General features: G+C 70.5%; 16 protein-coding genes, 3 rRNA genes and 2 pseudogenes. 8 read left to right on the plus strand and 13 right to left on the minus strand.

The window, feature by feature from the left end; translation table 11 throughout:
• Nucleotides 1-213: 213 nt before the first annotated feature.
• From alc to MVA48_RS15525, 9 genes and pseudogenes are all read right to left on the minus strand, one after another.
• A pseudogene (gene alc / locus MVA48_RS24280) lies at nt 214-1,089 on the minus strand (allantoicase); the annotation flags it as partial.
• Nucleotides 1,086-1,943: a hypothetical protein gene (locus tag MVA48_RS15490; RefSeq protein WP_246981593.1), complete on the minus strand. Its 858-nt coding sequence runs from the start codon at nt 1,941-1,943 to the stop codon at nt 1,086-1,088. The gene MVA48_RS15490 and the pseudogene alc, both read right to left, overlap by 4 nt.
• Nucleotides 1,898-2,431 carry an amidohydrolase family protein gene (locus MVA48_RS15495; protein WP_246981594.1) on the minus strand — a complete coding sequence of 178 codons (534 nt, stop codon included), beginning with the start codon at nt 2,429-2,431 and terminating at the stop codon, nt 1,898-1,900. The genes MVA48_RS15490 and MVA48_RS15495 overlap by 46 nt, the downstream gene beginning before the upstream one ends.
• 301 nt (nt 2,432-2,732) lie before the next feature.
• Nucleotides 2,733-2,849: ribosomal RNA gene (gene rrf, locus MVA48_RS15500) — 5S ribosomal RNA — on the minus strand.
• 131 nt (nt 2,850-2,980) lie between these two features.
• Nucleotides 2,981-6,113: ribosomal RNA gene (locus MVA48_RS15505) — 23S ribosomal RNA — on the minus strand.
• Between the two features lie 478 nt (nt 6,114-6,591).
• Nucleotides 6,592-8,110 (minus strand): 16S ribosomal RNA (locus tag MVA48_RS15510).
• Together the 16S, 23S and 5S rRNA genes form the textbook arrangement of a ribosomal RNA operon.
• A 302-nt stretch (nt 8,111-8,412) precedes the next feature.
• Nucleotides 8,413-9,093 carry an alpha-ketoglutarate-dependent dioxygenase AlkB gene (locus tag MVA48_RS15515; protein WP_246981595.1) on the minus strand — a complete coding sequence of 227 codons (681 nt, stop codon included), beginning with the start codon at nt 9,091-9,093 and terminating at the stop codon, nt 8,413-8,415.
• Nucleotides 9,094-9,143: 50 nt separating this feature from the next.
• Nucleotides 9,144-9,803: a hypothetical protein gene (locus MVA48_RS15520; protein WP_246981596.1), complete on the minus strand. Its 660-nt coding sequence runs from the start codon at nt 9,801-9,803 to the stop codon at nt 9,144-9,146.
• A complete protein-coding gene (locus tag MVA48_RS15525) occupies nt 9,707-11,365 on the minus strand; it encodes a RecQ family ATP-dependent DNA helicase (RefSeq protein WP_246981597.1) in 1,659 nt (552 codons plus the stop codon). The genes MVA48_RS15520 and MVA48_RS15525 overlap by 97 nt, the downstream gene beginning before the upstream one ends.
• Nucleotides 11,366-11,445: 80 nt before the next feature.
• Between MVA48_RS15525 and MVA48_RS15530 the strand changes: the two genes are divergently transcribed.
• The 3 genes from MVA48_RS15530 to MVA48_RS15540 all read left to right on the plus strand — a co-directional run bounded on the left by MVA48_RS15530 (nt 11,446) and on the right by MVA48_RS15540 (nt 14,744).
• Entirely contained in the window at nt 11,446-12,264 is an 819-nt protein-coding gene (locus MVA48_RS15530; RefSeq protein WP_246981598.1) for a PHP domain-containing protein, read from the plus strand.
• 372 nt (nt 12,265-12,636) lie between these two features.
• Nucleotides 12,637-13,602 carry a carbamate kinase gene (locus tag MVA48_RS15535; protein WP_246981599.1) on the plus strand — a complete coding sequence of 322 codons (966 nt, stop codon included), beginning with the start codon at nt 12,637-12,639 and terminating at the stop codon, nt 13,600-13,602.
• 38 nt (nt 13,603-13,640) lie between these two features.
• Complete coding sequence (locus MVA48_RS15540; protein WP_246981600.1) at nt 13,641-14,744, plus strand: ring-opening amidohydrolase; 1,104 nt, start codon at nt 13,641-13,643, stop codon at nt 14,742-14,744.
• A 1,235-nt stretch (nt 14,745-15,979) separates the two neighbouring features.
• Here the strand turns inward: MVA48_RS15540 and MVA48_RS15545 are convergent.
• Both MVA48_RS15545 and MVA48_RS15550 read right to left on the minus strand, forming a co-directional pair.
• Nucleotides 15,980-16,360, minus strand: a pseudogene (locus MVA48_RS15545) (signal peptidase I); the annotation flags it as partial.
• A 61-nt stretch (nt 16,361-16,421) separates the two neighbouring features.
• Nucleotides 16,422-16,808, minus strand: a complete 387-nt coding sequence (locus MVA48_RS15550) for a hypothetical protein (protein WP_246981601.1) — start codon at nt 16,806-16,808, stop codon at nt 16,422-16,424.
• Between the two features lie 276 nt (nt 16,809-17,084).
• On the opposite strand from MVA48_RS15550, the gene MVA48_RS15555 reads away from it, so the two are divergent.
• On the plus strand, nt 17,085-18,173 hold the full coding sequence (locus MVA48_RS15555; protein ID WP_246981602.1) for a PP2C family protein-serine/threonine phosphatase: 1,089 nt from the start codon (nt 17,085-17,087) through the stop codon (nt 18,171-18,173).
• Nucleotides 18,174-18,194: 21 nt separating this feature from the next.
• On the opposite strand, the gene MVA48_RS15560 is transcribed toward MVA48_RS15555, so the two are convergent.
• On the minus strand, nt 18,195-19,601 hold the full coding sequence (locus MVA48_RS15560; protein WP_246981603.1) for a DUF1116 domain-containing protein: 1,407 nt from the start codon (nt 19,599-19,601) through the stop codon (nt 18,195-18,197).
• Entirely contained in the window at nt 19,598-21,061 is a 1,464-nt protein-coding gene (locus tag MVA48_RS15565) for an FdrA family protein (protein WP_246981604.1), read from the minus strand. The genes MVA48_RS15560 and MVA48_RS15565 overlap by 4 nt, the downstream gene beginning before the upstream one ends.
• Before the next feature lie 226 nt (nt 21,062-21,287).
• Here MVA48_RS15565 and MVA48_RS15570 point away from each other — a divergent pair, with 226 nt between their 5' ends.
• From MVA48_RS15570 to MVA48_RS15585, 4 genes are all read left to right on the plus strand, one after another.
• A complete protein-coding gene (locus MVA48_RS15570) occupies nt 21,288-22,823 on the plus strand; it encodes a uracil-xanthine permease family protein (RefSeq protein ID WP_246981605.1) in 1,536 nt (511 codons plus the stop codon).
• Nucleotides 22,820-23,695 (plus strand): FAD binding domain-containing protein, encoded by an 876-nt coding sequence (locus tag MVA48_RS15575; RefSeq protein ID WP_246981606.1) that lies wholly within the window; start codon nt 22,820-22,822, stop codon nt 23,693-23,695. The genes MVA48_RS15570 and MVA48_RS15575 overlap by 4 nt, the downstream gene beginning before the upstream one ends.
• Complete coding sequence (locus MVA48_RS15580) at nt 23,692-24,192, plus strand: (2Fe-2S)-binding protein (protein ID WP_246981607.1); 501 nt, start codon at nt 23,692-23,694, stop codon at nt 24,190-24,192. The genes MVA48_RS15575 and MVA48_RS15580 overlap by 4 nt, the downstream gene beginning before the upstream one ends.
• A 73-nt stretch (nt 24,193-24,265) precedes the next feature.
• On the plus strand, nt 24,266-24,571 hold the full coding sequence (locus MVA48_RS15585) for a hypothetical protein (RefSeq protein ID WP_246981608.1): 306 nt from the start codon (nt 24,266-24,268) through the stop codon (nt 24,569-24,571).
• Nucleotides 24,572-24,587 lie beyond the last annotated feature (16 nt).

The following is a 24,587-nucleotide window of genomic DNA, read 5'->3' on the forward strand; positions in this document are numbered from 1 at the left end:
CCTCCGGCGGCAGCTCCCCGCGCAGCGGCCGCGACCCGACCAGTCGGCCGGCCTGCTGCGGCGGCACGCCGACCGACCCGAGCACCTCCAGCGCCTGGACGTCGTGCAGCGCGTCGAACCAGCGCCGCCCCAGGGCGGCCCGTCCGGCGGCCGTCGGCGGCCCCATAGCCGCAACCGCGCCATGCCGCCGTCCGGGAAGACGTCGAGCCGGACCTTGTCGACGGGTGCCGAGTCGGTCAGGACGAACCGGTGCCTGGTGTCGGGCTGCAGACGGGTGCGGGGCAGCAGGGGAACGTCGCCGTCCGGGCCGATGCCGGTCAGCGCGGCCGTGGCCGGCGCGTTGCCGAGGAAGTAGGAGGTGTCGAGCTCGGCCAGGGTGACCACGCCCTCGCAGGCCAGGGCCACCTCGACCCAGTCGTTGCCGGCGTCGCGGCGACGCGCGGTCTCCCAGCCCTCGCCCATGGAGCGGGCCAGGCCGCGGCCGATCAGCTGGCTGGGCCGGCCGTAGAACTCGTTGCTGACCGCGGTGACCTGTCCGCCGTTCTCCAGCGCTGCCAGGTCGACGGCGCAGGCGTCGAGCACGCGCGGGTCCGGCACCACCGTGCCGTGCACCCGCAGCCGCGCGACGCCGCCGTCGGGGTGGATGTTGAGCCGCACGTGGGTGACCCGGCGGTCGGAGTAGACCGGGAAGTAGTTCCGCTTGTTGCCGGCCAGGTCGACCAGCGGCAGCAGCGGCTGCCAGTCGGCCTTCGTCAGCTCGTCGACCCACGGATGGCCCTCGAGGGCGGCGCCGTCGACCGATCCGCGGGGCGGGTAGTTGCCGGTGAAGAACGCCGTGTCGACGACGACCCCGGCCACGATGCCCGGCGCCCCCAGACGCACGATCGCCCAGTCGTGCCCGGGGGTGCGCCGGCGGCGGGTCTCCCACCCGTCGTACTCCTTGCCCTTGTGGCCGAACTCCGTCCTGGCCGCGGGGGCCGCGGGCAGGATCAGGTTCTCCCTGGCCGCGAAGAACTCGTCGTTGGCCGCGACGACCGCACCGCCGAGGTCGCGCGAGGCCAGGTCGGGGAGGCGAGTGAAGTCGGTCATCGGGCTCCTCGGAACGGGCGGGCGCGCTCACTCTGGCATGCCGCGGCGGAGCAGGATCCCGAGAGGACTGCCGTCGGCGGGGCGACCGCGCAGCCAGGTCCGCCGGACGACGCCGCTGAGCTCGAGCCCCGAGTAGGGGGTGACGGGATTGCGGTGCTCCAGGTCCCCGACGGTCCAGCGCTCCTCGGGCGCGAACGCCACCAGGTCGGCGTCCCGGCCCACGGCGATCGCGCCCTTGCGGGGAGGCCGGCCAACCGGGCCGGCGCCTCGGCCATCCACCGCACCACCCGGTCGAGCCCGATGCCCCGCTCGCGGGCGCCGGTCCAGACGGCCGGGAGCGCGACCTGGAGCGACGCGATGCCACCCCAGGCCGCGCCGAAGTCGCCGATGTCCAGCCGCTTGAGATCCGGCGTGCACGGGGAGTGGTCGCTGACCACGAGATCGACGTCGCCGTCGCGCAGAGCGGCCCACAGCGCCTCCCGGTGCGCCGACTCGCGGATCGGCGGGCAGCACTTGAACGCGGTCGCACCGTCGGGCACCTGCTCCGCGGCGAACGTCAGGTAGTGCGGACAGGTCTCGACGGTGATCCGCACCCCGTCGGCGCGTGCCTGCCGGAGCAGGGGGAGGGCGTCGGCGTCGGCGAGGTGGACGACGTGCGAGCGCGCCCCGGTGTCGCGGGTCGCGGCGATCAGGCCGGCGATCGCCGACTCCTCCGCCGCCCCGGGCCGGGACGCCAGGAACGCCGCGTAGCTGGAGCCGGCGCAGTCCGGGGCCGCGGCGATCACCGCGGCGTCCTCGGCATGCGCGATCAGCAGTCCGTCGAATCCGGCGAGCTCGGCCAGCGCCGCACGCAACCCGCCGTCGTCCAGCGGGGGAACTCCGGGACGCCGGAGTCGAGGAGGAAGCACTTGAAGCCGACGACGCCGGCCTCGTGCAGCGGCCGGAGCTGCCCGAGGTTCCCCGGCACGGCGCCGCCCCAGAACGCGACATCGGCCGCGACCTGACCTTTCGCCGCCTCCCGTTTCACGTGCAACGCCTCGACCGTGGTCGTCGGCGGGATCGAGTTGAGGGGCATGTCGACCACGGTCGTGACGCCGCCGGCGATGGCGGCGCGGGTGACGGTCGCGAAACCCTCCCACTCCGTCCGGCCCGGCTCGTTGACGTGCACGTGGCTGTCGACCAGCCCGGGGAGGAGCACCTCGTCGTCGGCGAGCGTCACCGCGCCGCCGGGCGCGTCGTCGAACGCGGTGACCGCGGCGATCCGACCACCCTCGGTGCGCACGGTCGCGGCGCGCTCCCCCTCGGGCAGCACCACGCGCCGGGCGCGGACGACCAGAGCCATGCGGAGATGAATAGGCCGGGAAACGGACGGAGGCAAGCAGCCACTCCCGCGACGCCTGCGGCTCGCACGGATCCGGGCGGCGGGCTCCACCTCGGGACGGCGCCCGTCGCGGTCGTGCAGGCGCTCCGGTACAGCATCGCCATGACGGGTCACCGTCGCCATCAGGACGCGACCGGGGAGGGGCAGGCATGAGCTACGGGCGCCGGCCAGGAACGAGGTCGGCGACCCACCGAGCGGTTCGCTGACCGGCAGGAACGCGAAAGGGCCCCAGCCTGGTGGCTGGGGCCCTTTCGGAATGGTTGTCCGGCGGCGTCCTACTCTCCCACCCCGTCTCCGGGGCAGTACCATCGGCGCTGAGAGGCTTAGCTTCCGGGTTCGGAATGTTGCCGGGCGTTTCCCTCTCGCCATGGCCGCCGTAACGCTGTGAACATGTCCTCACACCTCCGGTGGGGAACCGGGATGGTTGGTGGTTCAGAACCGCACAGTGGACGCGACTTTCTTCTTGTTGTGACTTGACTAGGTGTTCTTGCCCCACCCGGGGTGGGGTGTGTGGTCAAGTCCTCGGCCTGTTAGTACCGGTCAGCTGCACACCTTGCGGTGCTTCCACTTCCGGCCTATCAACCCGCTGGTCTGGGCGGGGGCCTTACCCGGTTGTCCCGGTGAGAGACCTCATCTTGAAGCGAGCTTCCCGCTTAGATGCTTTCAGCGGTTATCCCTGCCGAACGTAGCCAACCAGCAGTGCACCTGGCGGTACAACTGGCACACCAGAGGTTCGTCCGTCCCGGTCCTCTCGTACTAGGGACAGCTCTTCTCAAGTCTCTTACGCGCACGGCGGATAGGGACCGAACTGTCTCACGACGTTCTAAACCCAGCTCGCGTACCGCTTTAATGGGCGAACAGCCCAACCCTTGGGACCTACTCCAGCCCCAGGATGCGACGAGCCGACATCGAGGTGCCAAACCATCCCGTCGATATGGACTCTTGGGGAAGATCAGCCTGTTATCCCCGGGGTACCTTTTATCCGTTGAGCGACACCGCTTCCACATGCCGGTGCCGGGTCACTAGTCCCAGCTTTCGCTCCTGCTCGACCCGTCGGTCTCACAGTCAAGCTCCCTTGTGCACTTGCACTCGACACCTGATTGCCAACCAGGCTGAGGGAACCTTTGGGCGCCTCCGTTACATTTTGGGAGGCAACCGCCCCAGTTAAACTACCCACCTGACACTGTTCCTGATCCGGATCACGGACCGAGGTTAGACATCCAATTCGACCAGAGTGGTATTTCAACGGCGACTCCACGGACACTGGCGTGCCCGCTTCACAGTCTCCCACCTATCCTACACAAGCCGAACCGAACACCAATATCAAGCTATAGTAAAGGTCCCGGGGTCTTTCCGTCCTGCCGCGCGTAACGAGCATCTTTACTCGTAGTGCAATTTCGCCGAGCCTGTGGTTGAGACAGCTGAGAAGTCGTTACGCCATTCGTGCAGGTCGGAACTTACCCGACAAGGAATTTCGCTACCTTAGGATGGTTATAGTTACCACCGCCGTTTACTGGCGCTTGAGTTCTGAGCTTCGCCTTGCGGCTGACCCGTCCCCTTAACGTTCCAGCACCGGGCAGGCGTCAGTCCGTATACATCGTCTTACGACTTCGCACGGACCTGTGTTTTTAGTAAACAGTCGCTTCTCACTGGTCTCTGCGGCCGGCTACCGCTGCCCACCGCGAGGGTGTTGACGGTCTCCGGCCCCCCTTCTCCCGAAGTTACGGGGGCATTTTGCCGAGTTCCTTAACCACAGTTCGCTCGATCGCCTCGGTATTCTCTACCTGACCACCTGAGTTGGTTTGGGGTACGGGCCGCTCGGAACTCGCTAGAGGCTTTTCTCGGCAGCATAGGATCATCCCATTCGCCTCATTCGGCTATGCGTCAGGCCTCACCCTGTGTGCGGAACGGATTTGCCTGCTCCGCGGGCCACACCCTTGCACCGGTACTACCACTCACCGGTAGGACTACCTTCCTGCGTCACCCCATCGCTTGCCTACTACCAGTCCGGGTCCCGCGCTAGTCCCCGCGACGACCCTCGAAAGAGCCGGCACGGGTGTTCGGGCGGTTAGCATCGCTGGGTTCAGCATGGGCGTTCCTTCGCGGGTACGGGAATATCAACCCGTTGTCCATCGACTACGCCTGTCGGCCTCGCCTTAGGTCCCGACTCACCCTGGGCGGATTAGCCTGGCCCAGGAACCCTTGGTCTTCCGGCGGGGGAGGTTCTCACTCCCCTCTCGCTACTCATGCCTGCATTCTCACTCGTGCGGCCTCCACCACTCGGTCACCCGGTGGCTTCCACGGCCGCACGACGCTCCCCTACCCATCCACACACCTGGCCGCCGACCCAAGGCCGGCGGCGGGTTGTCTGTGTGAATGCCACGGCTTCGGCGGTGTGCTTGAGCCCCGCTACATTGTCGGCGCGGAACCACTTGACCAGTGAGCTATTACGCACTCTTTCAAGGGTGGCTGCTTCTAAGCCAACCTCCTGGTTGTCTCTGCGATCCCACATCCTTTTCCACTTAGCACACGCTTAGGGGCCTTAGCCGATGATCTGGGCTGTTTCCCTCTCGACTACGAACCTTATCGCCCGCAGTCTCACTGCCACGCTCTCACTTACCGGCATTCGGAGTTTGGTTGACGTCAGTAACCTTGTGGGGCCCATCGGCCATCCAGTGCTCTACCTCCGGCAAGAAACACGTGACGCTGCACCTAAATGCATTTCGGGGAGAACCAGCTATCACCGAGTTTGATTGGCCTTTCACCCCTACCCACAGCTCATCCCCCAGGTTTTCAACCCTGGTGGGTTCGGTCCTCCACGCGGTCTTACCCGCGCTTCAACCTGGCCATGGGTAGATCACTCGGCTTCGGGTCTAGGACACGCGACTGACTCGCCCTGTTCGGACTCGCTTTCGCTACGGCTACCCCCCACGGGTTAACCTCGCCACGTACCACTAACTCGCAGGCTCATTCTTCAAAAGGCACGCAATCACCCCCGCCGCCGAAACGACGAAGAGCTCTCACGGCTTGTAGGCACACGGTTTCAGGTACTATTTCACTCCCCTCCCGGGGTACTTTTCACCTTTCCCTCACGGTACTTGTCCGCTATCGGTCACCAGGGAGTATTCAGGCTTAGCGGGTGGTCCCGCCAGATTCACACCGAATTCCACGGGCTCGGTGCTACTTGGGAACACGCTCGGGAGGTGCACAGTTTTCGTGTACGGGGCTCTCACCCTCTACGGCGACCCCTTCCAGAGGCCTTCCACTAACACATGCACTTTCTCACTCCCCGTCCCTCCGGCAGAAGGAACTGAACGGTCCCACGACCCCGCCTGCACAACCCCTGCCGGGTATCACATGCAAACGGTTTAGCCTACCTCCGCTTTCGCTCGCCACTACTCACGGAATCACTGTTGTTTTCTCTTCCTGTGGGTACTGAGATGTTTCACTTCCCCACGTTCCCTCCACACGCCCTATGTGTTCAAGCGCGGGTCACACCACATGACTGGTGCGGGGTTCCCCCATTCGGAAATCCTCGGATCAACGCTCGGTTGACAGCTCCCCGAGGCTTATCGCAGCCTCCTACGTCCTTCATCGGCTCCTGGTGCCAAGGCATCCACCGTGCGCCCTTAACAACTTGGCCACACAAAAACACCGCACAACCACCCCCGGAAGAGAGACGATCGTGCGGGCCTACAAGAACTCTGCTAACCAGAGTCAAAAAGATGCTCGCGTCCACTGTGCAGTTCTCAACGACCAACCAGACACCCCCCACACGCCCCCACCAGACCCGCGACCCCCACAGGAGACACGACGGTATGAGAACCAGGAAGGCCCTGACCTCCAAGACAACGACCACACCCCCCGCAGGAGATGGCCCGCTCCCTCAGGACCCAACAGCGCGCCTACGACCAGCCACCCACCCGCCACCACCTTCCACACCCACCCCCAAAGGGATGAGCCGTACTAGCGGCGACCGACAGGCACCGGCCGAACTGGTCAGCGTTCCACCCTCGAGCACTGTCACCAGGCACCAGCAGCCACCCGGAAGTGGGCGACCGTCACGGCCCGAGCACAGCTCTGGACCACACCCCACACGGGGCGCGGCCAGTGCTCCTTAGAAAGGAGGTGATCCAGCCGCACCTTCCGGTACGGCTACCTTGTTACGACTTCGTCCCAATCGCCGATCCCGCCTTCGACGGCTCCCTCCACAAGGGTTGGGCCACCGGCTTCGGGCGTTACCGACTTTCGTGACGTGACGGGCGGTGTGTACAAGGCCCGGGAACGTATTCACCGCAGCGTTGCTGATCTGCGATTACTAGCGACTCCAACTTCATGGGGTCGAGTTGCAGACCCCAATCCGAACTGAGACCGGCTTTTTGGGATTCGCTCCACCTCACGGTATCGCAGCCCTTTGTACCGGCCATTGTAGCATGTTTGCAGCCCTAGACATAAGGGGCATGATGATTTGACGTCATCCCCACCTTCCTCCGAGTTGACCCCGGCAGTCTCCTATGAGTCCCCACCATCACGTGCTGGCAACATAGGACGAGGGTTGCGCTCGTTGCGGGACTTAACCCAACATCTCACGACACGAGCTGACGACAACCATGCACCACCTGTGCACGGCCCTTACGGACCCCCCATCTCTGGGAGATTTCCGTGCATGTCAAGCCTAGGTAAGGTTCTTCGCGTTGCATCGAATTAAGCAACATGCTCCGCCGCTTGTGCGGGCCCCCGTCAATTCCTTTGAGTTTTAGCCTTGCGGCCGTACTCCCCAGGCGGGGCGCTTAATGCGTTAGCTGCGGCACGGAACTCGTGGAATGAGCCCCACACCTAGCGCCCAACGTTTACGGCGTGGACTACCAGGGTATCTAATCCTGTTCGCTCCCCACGCTTTCGCTCCTCAGCGTCAGTTGTTGCCCAGAGACCCGCCTTCGCCACCGGTGTTCCTCCTGATATCTGCGCATTTCACCGCTACACCAGGAATTCCAGTCTCCCCTGCAACACTCCAGTTTGCTCGTATCGACTGCAGACCCGAGGTTGAGCCTCGGGATTTCACAGCCGACGCAACAAACCGCCTACGAGCTCTTTACGCCCAATAATTCCGGACAACGCTTGCACCCTACGTATTACCGCGGCTGCTGGCACGTAGTTGGCCGGTGCTTCTTCTGCAGGTACCGTCACTTCCGCTTCGTCCCTGCTGAAAGAGGTTTACAACCCGAAGGCCGTCATCCCCCACGCGGCGTCGCTGCGTCAGGCTTCCGCCCATTGCGCAATATTCCCCACTGCTGCCTCCCGTAGGAGTCTGGGCCGTGTCTCAGTCCCAGTGTGGCCGGTCACCCTCTCAGGCCGGCTACCCGTCGTCGCCTTGGTAGGCCACTACCCCACCAACAAGCTGATAGGCCGCGGGCCCATCCCCAGCCGATAAATCTTTCCACCACCAGACCATGCGGTCAGCAGTCATATCCGGTATTAGCCCCAATTTCTTGGAGTTATCCCAGAGCCAGGGGCAGGTTGCCCACGTGTTACTCACCCGTTCGCCACTGATCCCCCACCGAAGCAGGTTCACCGTTCGACTTGCATGTGTTAAGCACGCCGCCAGCGTTCGTCCTGAGCCAGGATCAAACTCTCCGTAGATGTTTGAAACCGGCTGAGACCCCGAGCTGACACTCGGGTCAATCAACCAAAGGAACCCAGCCGAGCTCCGAAGAACCCGACACGGGGTATTACTTGGCACTGACTTTCGGCACGCTGTTGAGTTCTCAAAGAGCGGACGCGCAACAAATCCACCCCCACCGGGCTTCCTCGCTGGCTGAATGTCCAACACCACGCCGGTTTCCAGTTGTTCCCCAACGGGGCTCCTGGTCCGGCGGCCCTCCCAGGCCGCGCGGCGCATGAAGGACTGTACACGCTCTCCAGGGGGTCCTGCAGGGGGGCGGTCAGGCGACGCCGGTCGGCCGGAACTGGACGCTGACCCGCGGCCCGACGGGCTGGGTCGTCTTGGGGATGCAGTGCTCCCAGGTCCGCTGGCACGAGCCACCCATGACGACCAGGTCGCCGTGGCCGAGCGGGAACCTGAGGCTGGTCCCGCCGCCCACCGGACGCAGCATCAGCGGCCGGGGGGAGCCGAAGGAGACGATCGCGACCATCGTGTCCGACGAACGCCCGCGGCCGATCCGGTCACCGTGCCAGGCCACGCTGTCGCGGCCGTCGCGGTACAGGCACATGCCGGCGCTGACGAAACGCTCCCCCGACTCGGGTGCGTAGTAGCGGTTCAGCGCCTCGCGGGCGTCGGTGAGCAGCGGGTGCGGCAGCGTCTCGCGGGGGCCGTACCAGCGCAACAGCCGAGGCACTGCCACCTCGCGCTCGTACATCTGTCGGCGGTCCTCCCGCCACCCGATGTCGCCGAGCAGAAGCTCGAGCACCTCGTCGGAGCCGGCCACCCACCCCGGCAGGTGGTCCACCCAGGCGCCGTCGCTGAGCTGGTGCCGGACGACCGCCCCGGCGAGCGGGCCGAGGCTCGCCTCCTCTGCGAGGTCCCACATCGACGGCTGACTCGGCGCCGCGCGGAGGCTCGCCGCGATCGTGCGAGTGGCCAGGGGCGCGGGGCCCTTTCCCATGGGTGCACGCTACTCCGAGGTTTCGCACATGTGTGCGAAAACCTGTGGATTTACGCGGTCAGTGCCAACGCGAACGGGAGCACGCTCGAGACGCCGGCCCGCCGCAACTCCCGGCCGGCCACCGTCATCGTCCAGCGCGAGTCGGCCAGGTCGTCGACCAGCAGCACCGGGCCGGACACCGACGCCAGCCGCCCCCGCAGTTCGGGCCCCACCACGATGCGGTCCCACACGGCGGCCAGGCGGAAGGCACTGTTGCCGCCGGGCTGCCCGGTCGGCCCGCCGTGCTGCAGCGAGAGCTCGCCGAGGTAGTCCAGCCGGCCCATGCCGGCCAGGCCCTGCGCCAGGCCGGTGACCAGGCGCGGGCGACGCCGTGACGGCATGGCCACCACGGCGGCCGGCCGCTCCTGCCAGTCCCAGGCGGCCAGCACCCGGGCGCAGGCCTTCAGCAGCTCGTCGTCCGGGGGCACGTCGGAGACCCGCCGCTGCACCGGTACGTCGAAGGCGGCGTCCGGGTCCTCCTCGATGCCGGGGGCCTCGAGGTCGAGGACCACGGTGCCGCCGACCCCGTCGTCCCCCAGCAGCGAGCGCAACCGCTGTCCCCAGCCGAGGTCGGTCAGCCGGGCGACGGCCCGGCCGGTCTCGATCTGCTCGGCGGGCGCGATCTTGCCCTTGACGTCGACGCCGAGGCGATCGGCGCCGGTCGGCCACATCGCCCGGGGAGCCAACTCCACCCCAGGGCGGTCGAGCACCGCGGACGCGGCGTCGGCAGCCGCGGCGGGCACGTCGGTCGAGTACCAGGGGCGGCACACACGTCGCAGCGGCCGCACGGCGCGGCGGTCGGGTCGTCGAGCGCCTCCTGCAGGAATGCCATGCGGCACTGCGCCTCGTCGACCGGCCGCGCGTAGGCGATCATCGCCCGCTGCTCCGCTTCGCGGGTCCGGGCGACCCGGGCGTACCGGTCGGCGTCGTAGACCCAGGGCCGGCCGGTCGAGCGCCAGCCGCCCTGCACCCGCTCCACCGCCCCGTCGACGGCGAGCACCTTGAGCAGCAGCTCGAGCCGGGACCGGCGGACGTCGGCCACCGTCTCCAGCCGTGCCACCGACCAGGCCTTGCCGTCGGCCATGGCGGTGAGCACGGCCGCGGCGTGGTCCTCCCGCGGCATCGACGAGGTGGCGAACCACTGCCAGATCGCGAGGTCTTCCGGGCCGGGCAGCAGCAGGACGTCGGCGTGCTCGACGGCGCGGCCGGCGCGGCCGACCTGCTGGTAGTAGCTGACCGGCGACGACGGGGCCCCGAGGTGGACGACGAACCCGAGGTCGGGCTTGTCGAAGCCCATGCCCAGCGCCGATGTGGCCACCAGCGCCTTGACCTCGTTGTTGCGCAGGGCCTCCTCGGCGTCCTTCCGGTCGGCGTCGTCGAGCCGGCCGGTGTAGGCGCGGACGTCGTAGCCGGCGTCGCGCAGCAGCGCCGCCGTCTCCTCGGCGGCGGCGACGGTCAGCGTGTAGACGATGCCGCTGCCCGGCAGGTCACCGAGGTGGGCGGCCAGCCAGGCCAGGCGGGCCCGGTCCGACGGGAGGCGCAGCACGCCCAGGCGCAGCGAGTCGCGCGACAGCGGCCCGCGGACGGTGGTCACCTCGACCCCGCCGGCGCCCAGTTGCTCGGCGACGTCGGCCACCACGCGCTCGTTTGCCGTCGCCGTCGTCGCCAGCACCGGCGTGCCGGCCGGGAGCGTGCCCAGCAGGTCGCGGATGCGCCGGTAGTCGGGCCGGAAGTCGTGCCCCCAGTCCGAGACGCAGTGCGCCTCGTCGACGACCACCAGACCGCAGCGGGCGACCAGGCCGGGCAACTGCTCCTCGCGGAAGCGCGGGTTGGTCAGCCGCTCCGGCGAGACCAGCAGGACGTCGACGTCGTCAGCGGTGAGGCGGGCGGCGATGTCGTCCCACTCGGTCATGTTCGCGCTGGAGATCTCGACCGCGCGGATGCCCGCGCGGGCGGCGGCGGCGACCTGGTCGCGCATGAGCGCCAGCAGCGGCGACACCAGCAGCGTCGGCCCGGCGCCGCGGCGGCGCAGCAGCGCGGTGGAGACGAAGTACACCGCCGACTTGCCCCACCCGGTGCGCTGCACGACGAGGGCGCGCTGCGAGCGCTCGACCAGCGCGGCCACCGCGGCGTCCTGCCCCTCGCGGAACATGGCGTCGGGCCGTCCGGTGAGCTCGCGCAGGACGCCCAGGGCCTCGACGGCGAGATCGGACGTCGGTGCAGCGGTGCTCATGCCGACGACAGTAGGTACTGCGGCCGACAGAACCGACCGGCCGCGCACGACCGGTGCACGGCGGGGGAGAATCCGAGGCGATGAGACCGCCGGACAACCACGTCCACACGCACTGGTCCTGGGACACCCCCGACTCCGCCACCATGCGACGTGCCTGCGAGCGCGCCGTCGCCCTGGGGCTGCCGGCGATCGCGTTCACCGAGCACCTGGACTTCACGGTCTGGGACCCCCACGACCTGGCCACCGACGAGGGGCTGGTCGAGCGGCACGCGTCGCGGCACGCCGAGATCGACACGGACGGCTACTTCGCCGAGCTGGCCGAGGTCCGCGCCCGGTTCCCGGAGCTGCGCATCCTCTCCGGCGTCGAGACGGGGGAGCCGCACCTGTTCTCCGCCAGCGTGGCCGCCCACCTGCGCGATGCGCCGGCCGACCGCGTCCTCGGCTCGCTGCACTCGCTGGCCCACGACGGCCGCCTCTACGGCGTCGGCCACCTGCTGCGGAGCGACGCCGACGGCACGATGCGCCGCTATCTCGCCGAAGTGGTCCGGATGATCGAGACCAGCGACGTCTTCCAGGTGCTGGCCCATGTGGACTTCCCCCGCCGCTACTGGCCAGGAGGGACCCACCGGTACGTCGAGAAGGACTACGAGGAGGAGTACCGCGCCGTGTTCCGTGCGCTCGCCTCCTCCGGCCGCGCCCTCGAGGTGAACACGAGCAGTCCGCTGGCGTCGGTCGACCAGGTGCGCTGGTTCCACGACGAGGGGGGCGAGGCGGTCAGCTTCGGCAGCGACGCCCACTCGCCCGGCAACGTCGGGCAGCGCTTCGACCTCGCGGTCGACGTCGTCGAGGCCGCCGGCTTCCGGCGGGGCCGCGACCGCTTCGACTTCTGGCGCCGTTGAGGACTGCGGCGCCGGCTCAGCCGACCGGAGTCCCCTGGTGGTAGAGGATCCGCCAGCCGCCGTCGTCCCGTCGTTGCCAGACGGTCAGCCCGCGGGTGATCTGGTCCGGCATGTCCAGCAAGGTAGGTATGGAGGTAGGTGTCCGGAGCCCGGTCGTAGACGCGACCGCTGGCGCCGATCTCCCAGAAGTCCGGAGCGACGGCGACCTCCAGTTCCGCGTCGCCCATCCGGCATTCCTCCGGTGGAAGACCGGCTCGCGCTGCCGCAGCTCCGCGAGCACCGCGTCCAGCTCGGCAGGGACGTCCGTCTTCCGGACGCTAGCCCTCGCACGGGTACTTCACCGCTAAGGCATTCAGCCGCTAGGGTCCGGGGATGACCTCCCGCCGCGTGGTGATCGCTCTCGGGGGCAACGCCATGACCGGCCCCGACGGGTCGGCCACCCCCAGCGCGCAGCGGGACGCGATCCGCGAGGCCGCCAGGCACATCGCCGACGTGGTCGCGGGCGGGTCCGAGGTCGTCCTGACGCACGGCAACGGTCCTCAGGTGGGCAACCTGCTGGTCAAGAACGAGATGGCCGCCCACGTCGTCCCGCCGGTCCCGCTGGACTGGAACGTCGCGCAGACCCAGGCGACCATCGCCTTCACCGTCGCCGACGAGCTGGACGCCGCCCTGCAGGCCCGCGGCCTCCCCCAACGGACCGCCGGCCTGGTCACCCGCACCCTCGTCGACGTCGACGACCCGGGCTTCCGCGAGCCGTCGAAGCCCGTCGGCCGGTTCCTCCCCCGGGAGGAGGCGGAACGGTTCGTCTCCCTCGGCCAGATCTGGGAGGACCGCGGCGAGCGCGGCTGGCGACGCGTGGTGGCCTCCCCCGAGCCGAGGTCCGTCGTCGACTCCCCCGCGATCCGCGCGCTGGCCGCGGCCGGCTTCGTCGTCATCTGCGCCGGTGGCGGCGGCATCCCGGTGACCGACGACGGGCGCGACGGCGCCGGTCTGCGGGGCGTCGAGGCCGTCATCGACAAGGACCTCACCGCGGCGATCCTCGCCCAGGAGCTCGACGCCGACACGCTGGTCATCGCGACGGACGTCCCCAACGTGATGGTCGACTTCGGGACGCCGTCGCAGCGCCCGCTCGGCCGGGTGACCGCCGCCGAGCTGCGCGCGCACGCGGCCGCCGGGCAGTTCGCCCGCGGCAGCATGGGCCCGAAGGTCGAGGCGGCGCTCCGCTTCGTCGAGTCGTCGGCCCCCGACCACCGGCGCCGCGCCGTCATCACGTCCCTCGAGCACATCGCCGACGCCGTCTCCGGGGACGACGCCGGCACCGTCCTGTCCGCTGTGTAGTCACCCGCCCGACCGCCCCAGACGAGAAGAGGAAAGCCGTGCCCGCACCGATCGAGGTCCGCAAGGTCCCGCTGCACAACGTCAGCGACGCCTCCGAGCTCGCCAAGCTCATCGACGACGGCGTCATGGACGCCGACCGGGTCGTCGCCGTCATCGGCAAGACCGAGGGCAACGGCGGCATCAACGACTACACGCGGATCATCGCCGACCGCGCGTTCCGCGAGGTGCTGCTCGAGAAGGGCAGCCGGTCGATGGACGAGGTCAAGCAGATCCCGATCGTGTGGTCGGGCGGCACGGACGGCGTCATCAGCCCGCACGCGACCGTGTTCGCGACGCTGCCCGAGGACGCGGTCGAGAAGACCGACGAGCCCAGGCTGACCGTCGGTTACGCGATGAGCGACGTGCTGCTGCCCGAGGACATCGGCCGCGTGGCCATGGTCGAGAAGTGCGCGGAGGGCGTGCGGCGGGCGATGGAGGCCGCGGGCATCACCGACCCGGCCGACGTCCACTACGTGCAGACCAAGACGCCGCTGCTGACGATCGACACGATCCGCGACGCCCGGGAGCGTGGCCAGACCACGATCCTCGAGGAGCCGCACGGCTCCATGGACATCTCCAACGGCACCACGGCCCTGGGCATCGCGGTCGCGCTCGGCGAGATCGAGATGCCGACGCAGGAGCAGATCATGCACGACCTGTCCCTGTACTCCTCCGTCGCCTCCTGTTCGTCCGGCGTCGAGCTGGACCGGGCGCAGATCGTCGTCGTCGGCAACGCCCGCGGCCACGGCGGCGGCTACCGCGTCGGCCACTCGGTGATGAAGGACGCGCTCGACCAGGACGGCATCTGGGCCGCGATCCGCGACGCCGGCCTCGAGCTCCCCGACCGCCCGCACCACACCGACCTCGGCGACCGGCTGGTCAACGTCTTCCTCAAGTGCGAGGCCTCCCCGGACGGCAAGGTCCGCGGCCGCCGCAACGCGATGCTCGACGACTCCGACGTCTCGTGGCACCGCCAGATCAAGGCGTGCGTGGGTGGCGTGACCGCCTCGGTGACCGGCGACCCGGCGGTCTTCGTGTCGGTGGCGGCGGTGCACCAGGGGCCGTCGGGCGGTGGCCCCGTGGCCGCGATCGTCAAGGCCTGACGGCTCGGGCTCAGCGCGCCAGCGGCAGCGGCGCGGTCGCCTCCGCGGGCCGGGGGCCGGCACCGCGGGGAGCCCCGGCACCGGGGGAGGCCGCGCCGCCCGCCGGGCACCACGAACCGGTAGGTGGCGTCGACGTCCCGGACGGCGAAGACGTCCTCGTCGTCGCCCGCGTGGTGCAGGACCAGCGTGTCGAACCGCTCGGCGACCCGGTGCAGGGACTCCGCGTCGGACACGTCGATGACCAGCGGGCCGGGGCGGAACGAGGCGATCGGCACGATCCGGTCGGCGTGCCGGACGAGGAAGTCCTCGGCCACGCCGGCCGGACCCGACCGACCTATCCAGGCGGCGACACCGAGGACCACGAGCGAGGCGAGGAGGAGGCTGCCGGCGGCCACCCGTGCGACACCGATCGACACGGTCGTCCCGAGCAGCGGGAAGCCGCGGGGCACGACCTCGTCCACCTGCACCGGCGTCGCGGAGCTGGTCGTCAGCACCGAGGCGGGGTCCCCGGCCAGGACCAGCGAACCCGGGCCGAGGGTGAAGTCCAGCCCGGCGGGGGCGCCGGCGACGAAGGCACGGCCCGCCACCGTGCCCCTCACGTCGGCTCGGGGGCGGACCGTGAGGGTGGCCGAACCGCCCTCGACGCCGATCTCGTCGTAGTGGCGGGCCAGCATCGCGAGCGCCGCTGCCTGGTCGACGCCGACCGCCGCCGTCGCCGTCCCCTCCTCGAGGCCGACGACCGGACCGCTGCCGACGACGGCGCTCCAGCCGTCGGCCGCGGTGACCACGACGTCGAGTCGCAGCGCACCGCCGAGGTCGGCGGGCCCCGCCCCGGAGTAGGTCGTGGTGTGGGCCACCTCCAGGTCCCGCACCAACCGGGTCCACACGGTGTCGCCGGTCTCGATGACGCCCGAGGGGTAGGTCGCCCCGGCGACGGCCGAGCCGGAGTAGGAGAACACCCCCTCCTGGACGACCTGGACGGTGCGGATCTCCGTCCGCGACGACGGCAGCGCGACCAGGACGGCGCACCCCACCGCGGACAGGATCACCACCGCGCCGGAGACGACCGCGACCTGCCTGGCCCGGGCGCGGACCGGCAGGGGGAACGAAGGTGACCGCTTCGCGCGCCGGGCGGCCCGCACCGCACGTCTGCCTCGTGGCCGGCGGGTCGCGGTGAAGACGCCGGCCGCGGCGCCCGCGGCGAGGGCGAGAGCGACGACGCCGGGCGACCGGAGCGCGGTGAGCGCCTTCCCGCCGTGCGGGATGCCGAGGACCAGCCGCCCGAGGATCTCCTCGCCGGTCGGCCGGTCCTCGTCCAGCCAGTCGTTGTTGTCGCCCTGGGTGACGAAGCCCTCGGCGTCGCCGGCCACGATGCGGTGCATGACGACGCTGCCGAGGGACTCGCTGCGGTAGGCGACGACGTCGCCGACGGCGTACGACGCGGCCGGGCGGAGCACCGCCAGGTCACCGGTGCGCAGCCCGGGCTCCATGCTGGCGCCGTGGGTGCTGACGTAGGTCGTCCCACCGCCGAGCGCGGTCGGCCAGAAGAACCACGCAGCCGCCAGCACCAGCGCGGCGGCGGCGCTGATGCTGGCGGCTCTGGTGGCTGTCTTCATGTCGGGGCACCGTCAGCGGGCGGCTGGGCGGGTGCCGCCGCCCGGCCGTGCCGAGGAGCGGTCAGGCGCCGCCGACGGTGAGACCCACGGTGTCGAAGTCGTCGAAGATCACGCCGTCGCCATCACAGGTGATGACCTGCGTCGGCGCCGTACCCGTGATCGCGCACGAGTGGTTGGTCGTCGGCTTGGACGCGTGCTTCAGCGTCATCGTGGCCGTCAGACCGGCCAGAGAGGTGCCGTGGTCCGTGGCGAACTCGACGTTGTCCAGCACCCCGTTGTCGGAGGCGAGCCGGTTGTAGGTCACCGAGGTGACGTGGATACCGGTGACGGTCACCTCGCCGTAACCCACGACGGACGTCGTCTGATCGAAGGTGTTGCTCGCGGTGAAGGCGGAGGTGGCAGCGCCGGCAGCGACGACGGCGGCACCGGCGAGCAGAACGCGGGACATGCGCATCGCGGGGTCCTGCCTTTCTCGATGGCTGAGGGCCGCGGCGGGGATGGGGCGTCCGGCTCGGCGGCGGCTGCACCCGTAGCCCGACACCGTGTTTACGGCCGCTTCCGGCCAACCTTGACTCCTGTCCCGGAAGAACCTCCGGGCCCCGTCGGGACGGCGCGGCTCGGCGACCGGACGGCGCCGTGCCGCCTGCCACCGGCCGGGCTGCTCTACGGTGATACGCGGTCAAAGCGGGGGCCGACCATCCGGGCCGGACGAGGAGCGACCGTCGTGAGCAGGACAGCCCGGGTGCAGCGTGCGCTCCCGCTCGCCGTCCTGGTGGTGGTGATCGGCTTCGACTTCGCGCTCGGACGCGGCCAGACGGTGCTGACGCTGGCCGCGGTCAGCCCTCTGCTCGCCGCCTCGGCACTGAACCGGCGGGCCACGTTCATTTACGGCGTGCTCGCGCTCGCGACGGGAGCGCTGCTGGGCGTCTACGACGGCCTGTACGAGCCCGGGCGGGTCGCCGCAGGCCAGTTCATCCGGCTGGTGGGCATCGCCCTGGCCACCGTCGCCGCACTCGCTGCCTGCACCCTGCGGCTCCGCCAGGAGGCGAGGATCGCGGAGCTCAGTGCTCAGGCGGCCACCACCGAGGCGGCGGTGCAGATGGCCGAGGCGCTGCAACGCAGCCTGCTGGAGGAGCTGCCGGCACGGCCGGGCCTGCGCACCGCCGTCCGCTACCAGCCCGCCGCCCGGCACGCCGAGGTCGGCGGTGACTGGTACGACGCCTTTCCGCTGCCCAACGGCGAGACGGCGCTCGTCATCGGCGACGTGGCGGGGCACGACGTGCCGGCGGCGGCCACCATGGCGCAGGCACGGGGCATGCTGCGGGGCATCGCGCAGTCGGTGAACGGCTCACCCTCCGCCGTCCTCACCGCCCTGGACCGCGCATTCGCGACCCTCGCCATGCCCACCCCGGTGACTGCCGTGATGGCGATGGTGTCCAGCCCCGCGACCTCGTCCGAGGAGATCCACCTCCGGTGGTCGAACGCGGGTCACCCTCCCCCGGTGCTCATCTGCGCCGACGGGACCGCCGAACTGCTGGAGACGCCGCCCGAGCGCCTGCTCGGCGTCACCCCGGACGTCCCCCGCTCCGACCACGAGATGTCGCTGCACCGCGGGGACACCCTGCTGCTGTACACCGACGGGCTCGTCGAGCGCCGCGACGCGCCCCTCGACGAGGGCACCGCCCGGCTGCTGGCGCAGCTGCGGCGCCTGGCCGGCTCGCCGCTCGAGGAGCTGTGCGACGGACTGCTGGAGAGCCTGCCCGGCCGCGCCGAGGACGACGTCGTGCTCCTGGCCGTGCGCCTGTCCGACTGACGCCGCACCCGCCCCGGACGGTCAGGCCGTGCGGGACTCCGCGGCGAGCGCGGCGAGCGCCTGCTCGAAGCACTCCTGCGGCGGCTGGACCAGCCCGGCACCGACCTGCCCCGTGCCCGCGACGCGGCCCGCCATGCCGGTGTTGATCTGCGGCAGCCAGCCGGTGCGGGCGACCTTCACGACGTCGATCCCGGTCGGCGCCCCGCGGAACCCCATGATCGGGATCGCCATCGCCGGGTTCTCCGCCAGCGTCAGCTGGTACATGCGCTCGGTGGTGGCCAGCGCGTCGGGCACGGTGCCGCCCACGAACCGCACGATCGCCGGCGCCGCGGCCATCGAGAACCCGCCGACGCCGTAGGTCTCGGTGATCGCCGAGTCGCCGATGTCGGGATTGGCGTCGTCCGGCCCGTAGTCGCCGAGGAAGAGACCCTCGGGGGTGTTGGCCGGGCCGGTGAACCACTGGTCGCCGGTGCCGGCGGTCTGGATGCCGAAGTCGGTGCCGTTGCGGGCCATCACCGTGACCATCGTGGAGCCCGGGACGTCGCGGGCGGCGTCGAGCGCGAGCTTCGCGGTGGGCATGCCGAGGTTGAGGAAGAAGTGCTCGTTGCCGCCGATGAACCGGAAGACGGCGGAGATGTCCGCCGCCGGGGCGTCGACCTCGACCAGGGTCGGTGACAGCTCGCGCAGGGTGAGTGCGGAGCCGGCCCGGTTGCGGTTGTGCCCCTCGTCGCCCATCTGCAGCATCTGGGCGAGGATCGACTTCACGTCCAGCGGCTCGGCCATCGCCCGGACGGCGGCGGCCAGCACCGGCCCGAGGACGTCGGACATCCAGTGCAGCCGCTCGATCACCTCGGGGCCGTACGCCCCGTAGCGCAGCACCTTGCCGAGGCCCTCGTTGAGCGAGCAGAACGCGCGCCCGCCGTGCACCGGGTCCTCGAGGCACCACATCCACATCGACGGGCTGGTGACACCGGCCATGGGGCCGACGGTGCGGTGGTGGTGACAGGGGTCCAGCGCGATCTCGCCCCCGGCGAGCATGCGGACGGCGTCGTCCTCGTCGTCGGCCCAGCCCTCGAACAGGCAGGCGCCGATGAGCGCGCCGCGCATCGGGCCGGAGGCCCGCTCCCAGTCGATCGGCGGGCCGGCGTGCAGCAGGGTGCGGTCGGCGAGGCCGATGACCTCGCGGGCCGGCCGGACGTCGACCAGCTGCGAGCCGGCCGCGAGGACCCGTTCGACGGCGACGCGGTTGGCCGCGTTGCGCCGCGGGTCGAGCACGAGGGCGGCCAGGTCCCCGGGGTCGCCGAACCCGGGCGGACGCCAGTCGACATCGTGCACCTCGGCGCCCTGGGCGCGCAGCGCATCGGAGAAGACGTCGACCCCGGCGGCGACGATCTGCGGCGGAGCGGACAACAGGCCACCGAGGGTCATCGGGCAGCTCCCAGCAGATCGAGGGCGTAGCGGGTGGCCTGCGCGTTCGAGGCGAAGACGGCGGCTCCGGCGGCGGCCAGCGCGTCGGCCTGCCGCGACCAGCCCTGCGGGTCGCCGTCGGTGCCGACCAGCGCCACCACGACCGGCAGCTGCCTGGTCGCCCGGGCGGCCTCGAGGGCCGGCACCAGGGTCGCCGCCGGGTCCTGGTCGGCGCCGTACCCGAGGACGACGTCGAGCAGCAGCACCGCCGGCTCGTCGGAGGCGGCCAGTTCGGCGATCGCCTCCAGCCGCAGGGTCGGGTCGATCATCGGGTGCGCGCGGCCCACGGTCAGGGCGTCGTCCCCGAAGTCGACGACGACGTGCCCCGTGGCGGACAGGTCCGTCCCGAGATCCAGGTCGGGGCGCAGCGGGATGTTCGAGCGGATCTCGCCCAGCGACGGCGCGGCCAGCAGCATGGCCTCGTCGGCGAGGGTGCCGCCGGAGTAGTAGCCCTTCAGGGTGGCGCCGGGGACCGCGGCCTCGGCAGGCCCCGGACGCGACGGCCAGGTGGGCACGTCCACGCGCATGTCTCCCAGCAGCGCCTCGACGGCGGCGGTCAGGTCGGGCGCCTCGGCCGAGAGCACGGCGGAGCGCACCGGCACGGAGAGCTGCGCGGCCGCCGCCTCGACGGCGTGTTGCACCGAGGGCGCGGGCGGCTTGGAGACCAGCAGGACCCGCTCGGTGGACGGGTCGGCGTCGAGGGCGGCGAGTGCGTCGAGCGTGGCCAGCCCGCCGACGGCCTCCTTGAGGTCGCGGCCGCCGACGCCGAGGACGTGCGAGACGCCGACCCCCGCCATGTCGAGCAGGCAGGAGACCTGTTGGGCACCGGTGCCGCTGGCCGCCACCAGGCCGATCGGCCCCGGGCGGACGACGTTGGCGAAGCCGAGCGCGACGCCCGAGACGATGGCGGTGCCGCAGTCGGGGCCCATGACGAGGACGCCGGCGTCGTGCGCGGCCCGCTTCAACGCGACCTCGTGCTCGACGGGCACACCGTCGGAGAAGATCAGCACGCTGCGCCCGGCGGCGATCGCGTCGGCCGCCTCGGCGGTGGCGTAGGCGCCGGGGACGGAGATGATCGCCAGCGCCGAGGCGTCCTGGGGCAGCTCGGCCAGCCCGCCACCGATGGTGCGCTGGGGGATGGCCTGGGCGCTGCCGGTGGACCGCTCGCGGGCGGCCAGCGCCGCGTCGACGGCGGCGACCGCCGCGGCCAGGGCCTCGTCGTCCGCAGCCCTGACGGCGATGAGCAGCTGCTCGGGCGAGGCGTCCTCGTCGGGCGCCAGGCCCATCCCCGCGGCGAGCTCGAGGTTCAGCGGCGTCGCCATGGCGACCAGCACCGCGGTGACGCCCTCCCTCGCGGAGATCTCCCGGCTCACCTGCATCAGGCGTACCGAGTCGGCGTAGACGCCGGATCGCAGGGTCACCGACCGCACTCCGGAGGTGACGGGTGGGGGTGGTGTGGCGGTCACCCCCAGGACCGTACCGACAGATGTCTCAGCGGTGAAGTAACGGCGTTCACCTGCAATAACGATTTAGCAGTGAGGTACTTCCGCCGGGGCTCCCGGCGTGCCACATTGGCGCCTCCCGGGGCCGACAACGGCCGTTGACCGGCACCGATCCGGGTCGGAAGTGCACGTCGAGGAGGCAGGGATGGCGCTAGGTCTGGGCTGGACCGTCCACGGGGACGGCAAGGCACCGCCGCTGGGTGAGGCCGTAGCACCCGAGGAGCGACTGTCGTGGCCGCGAACGGTGGGCATCGGCGCGCAGCACGTGGTCGCGATGTTCGGGGCGACGTTCGTCTTCCCGCTCATCATGGGGCTCGACCCCAACCTGGCGATCATGATGAGCGGCGTCGCCACGATCATCTTCCTGCTGATCGTGCAGGGAAAGGTGCCCAGCTACCTGGGCACCAGCGCCTCGTTCGTCGGTGGCGTCTTCGCCGTCCGGGCGGCAGGAGGTGACTCCGGCGACGTCGTCGGGTCGATCCTGATCGCCGGCGTGGTCCTGGCGCTCGTCGGCCTGCTCATCCAGTTCGCCGGTGTCCGGGCGGTCAACAAGGTGCTGCCGCCGGCCGTCACCGGCGCGGTGGTCATGCTGATCGGGTTCAACCTGGCCCCGGTCGCCGCCGGCATCTACTGGCCGCAGGACCAGTGGGTCGCGCTTGCCACGATGACCTTCGTCATCGTCTGCGCGCTCGCGCTGCGCGGCTTCTGGGCCCGCATCTCGATCCTGCTGGGCCTGGTGTTCGGCTACCTGCTGTCGATCCTGCTCGACGTGACGGCCGGTCAGATCACCTCGCCGGACGGCACGGGTGAGGTCGTCACCCGCGACCGGATCAACTTCGACTCCGTCGGTCAGGCCGACTGGTTCGGCCTGCCGGAGTTCACCGCGCCGTCGTTCTCCTTCAACTTCGCCCTCCTGGTGCTCCCGGCCGTCATCGCGCTGGTGGCCGAGAACGCCGGGCACGTGAAGGCCGTCGCCGAGATGACCAAGCGCGACCTCGACCCGGTCATCGGCCGGGCCGTCTTCGCCGACGGTGTCGGCACGGTCGTCGCGACGTCCGTCGGTGGCTCGCCGACGACGACCTATGCCGAGAACATCGGCGTCATGGCCGCCACGCGGGTGTACTCGACCGCGGCGTACTACGTGGCTGCGATCGTGGCGATCCTGCTCGGTCTCGTGCCGAAGTTCGGCGCGCTGATCAACATCGTGCCCGGCGGCGTGCTCGGCGGGATCACCGTCGTCCTCTACGGCATGATCGGCCTGCTCGGTGCCAAGATCTGGAAGGAGAACCGGGTCGACTTCGCCAACCCGATCAACCTGGTGCCGCTCGCAGCAGGCATCATCATCGGCATCGGCAACGTCACCCTCGAGTTCACCGACACCTTCCTGCTCAACGGCATCGCCCTGGGCTCGATCGTCGCGGTCGCGGCCTGGCACCTCGCCCGCGCGGTCGCCCCGGCGGAGATGAAGGCCGCACTCACCCGTGAGGGTGCCCACCCGGCCGCCGGCACCAGCTTCGGCCACGGCGGCCACGAGGTCAGCGTCGTGGGCGCGGACCGGGTCGACGTCACCGAGCGGAACGTAGGGGGCCGCGAGGTCAGCGCCGACCCGTCCTCCGTCGACCGGGTGACCGGCGAGGAGTACCGCCTGCCGCGCGACCCCGGGGAGACGCGCGACCGGTGAAACCAGCTCCCTTCCGTTACGCCGACCCCGGCACCCTGGACGAGGCCCTCGCAGTCCTGTCCGACGAGGGGGCGGGCGCCAAGGTGCTCGCCGGCGGCCAGTCGCTGCTCCCGCTGCTCTCCATGCGGCTCGCGGCGCCGGCCACGCTGGTGGACATCAACCGGGTGCCCGGTCTCGACACCGTCGAGACCACCGGGGACGGCGTGACGGTGGGGGCGCTCGTCCGGCACAACCAGCTACTCCATGACGGCGCCGCCGCCCGGGTCCAGCCACTGCTGGCCCGGGCGACGGCGAACGTCGCCCACCCGGCCATCCGCAACCGGGGGACGACGGTCGGCTCCATCGCCCACGCGGACCCCTCGGGCGAGATGACCTCAGTCCTCGCCCTCACCGACGGCTCCGTCTCCGTGGCGTCTCCGGACGGCGTCGAGACCGTCGGCTGGCGCGACTTCTTCGTCGGCCCGCTGGAGACCTCCGTCCACGGTCCCGCGGTCGTCACGTCCGCCTTCTTCCCCGCGCTGCCCGCCCGCTCCGGCACCGCCTTCGCCGAGGTCGCCCGCCGCAAGGGCGACTACGCCGTCTGCGGGGCGGGCGTCGTCGTCACGCTGGATGCCGACCGCCGGGTGGAGCGCGTCCGCGCCTCCTACGTCTCGGTGGGGCTGACCCCCGAGGTGCACGACCTGACCGACGCCGTGGTGGGCTCACCGGTGGACAAGGCCGACTGGGCCGGCGCCGGCGAGCTGGCGCGGTCGCTGGTCGACCCGGACACCGACATCCACGCCAGCGCCGACTACCGGCGGCTGCTGGTCGGGGTGCTGACCGAACGGACTCTGGCCTCGGCCGCCGCCGAGGCCGCTGGGGGCTTCGAATGACCGTCGACACGGAACGGACGATCACCGTCACGGTGAACGGTGTTCCACGCGAGGCGACCGTGCCGGTGCGCCGGCTGCTGTCCGACGCGCTCCGGCACGACCTGGGGCTGACGGGCACGCACGTCGGGTGCGAGCACGGCGTCTGCGGCGCGTGCACCGTGCTCGTCGACGGCGACCCGGTGCGCTCGTGCCTGATGCTCGCCGTCCAGGTGGACGGCCACGCGGTGACGACGGTCGAGGGCCTGGCCGCTCCCGACGGGACCCTGCACCCGGTGCAGGAGGCGTTCCGCGAGTGCCACGCGCTGCAGTGCGGGTTCTGCACGCCGGGGTTCCTGACCACGATCGCGGCGGAGCTGGAGAAGCGGGACCGGTCGGCGGGGCTCACCGAGGAGGAGGTCGACGAGATCGTCGGCGGCAACCTCTGCCGGTGCACCGGCTACGCCAACATCAAGAAGGCCGTGCACCACGCGGCGGCCGCGATGAAGGACGCCCAGTGACAGCCAAAACCGCGGTTCTGGTCGCTCTTCTCGGAGCCGAAACCGCGGTTTCGGCTCCTCGGGGAGGCCGGCGGTGACGACGAAGCTGTTCGGCGAGCCGGTCCGCCGGCGCGAGGACGCGCGGCTCATCGTCGGCAAGGGCCGCTACCTCGACGACATCGGCTCGGCTGCCCTCGCCTGCGCCTTCGTGCGGTCGCCGCATGCGCACGCCCGGATCACCGAAATCGACGTCGAGGGCGCCCTCGACGTCGACGGCCTGGTCGCGATCTACACCTACGAGGACCTCACCGGCCCCATGGCCGAGCCGCTGCCGGTCCTCATCCCCCACCCGCAGCTGCACGCGCCGCGCACCGGCTACCCGCTGGCGCGGGGGTGGTGAACCACGTCGGCGAGCC

Origin of the sequence: Blastococcus sp. PRF04-17 (assembly GCF_023016265.1) — a bacterium.
In the GTDB taxonomy this organism is placed as follows: domain Bacteria; phylum Actinomycetota; class Actinomycetes; order Mycobacteriales; family Geodermatophilaceae; genus Blastococcus_B.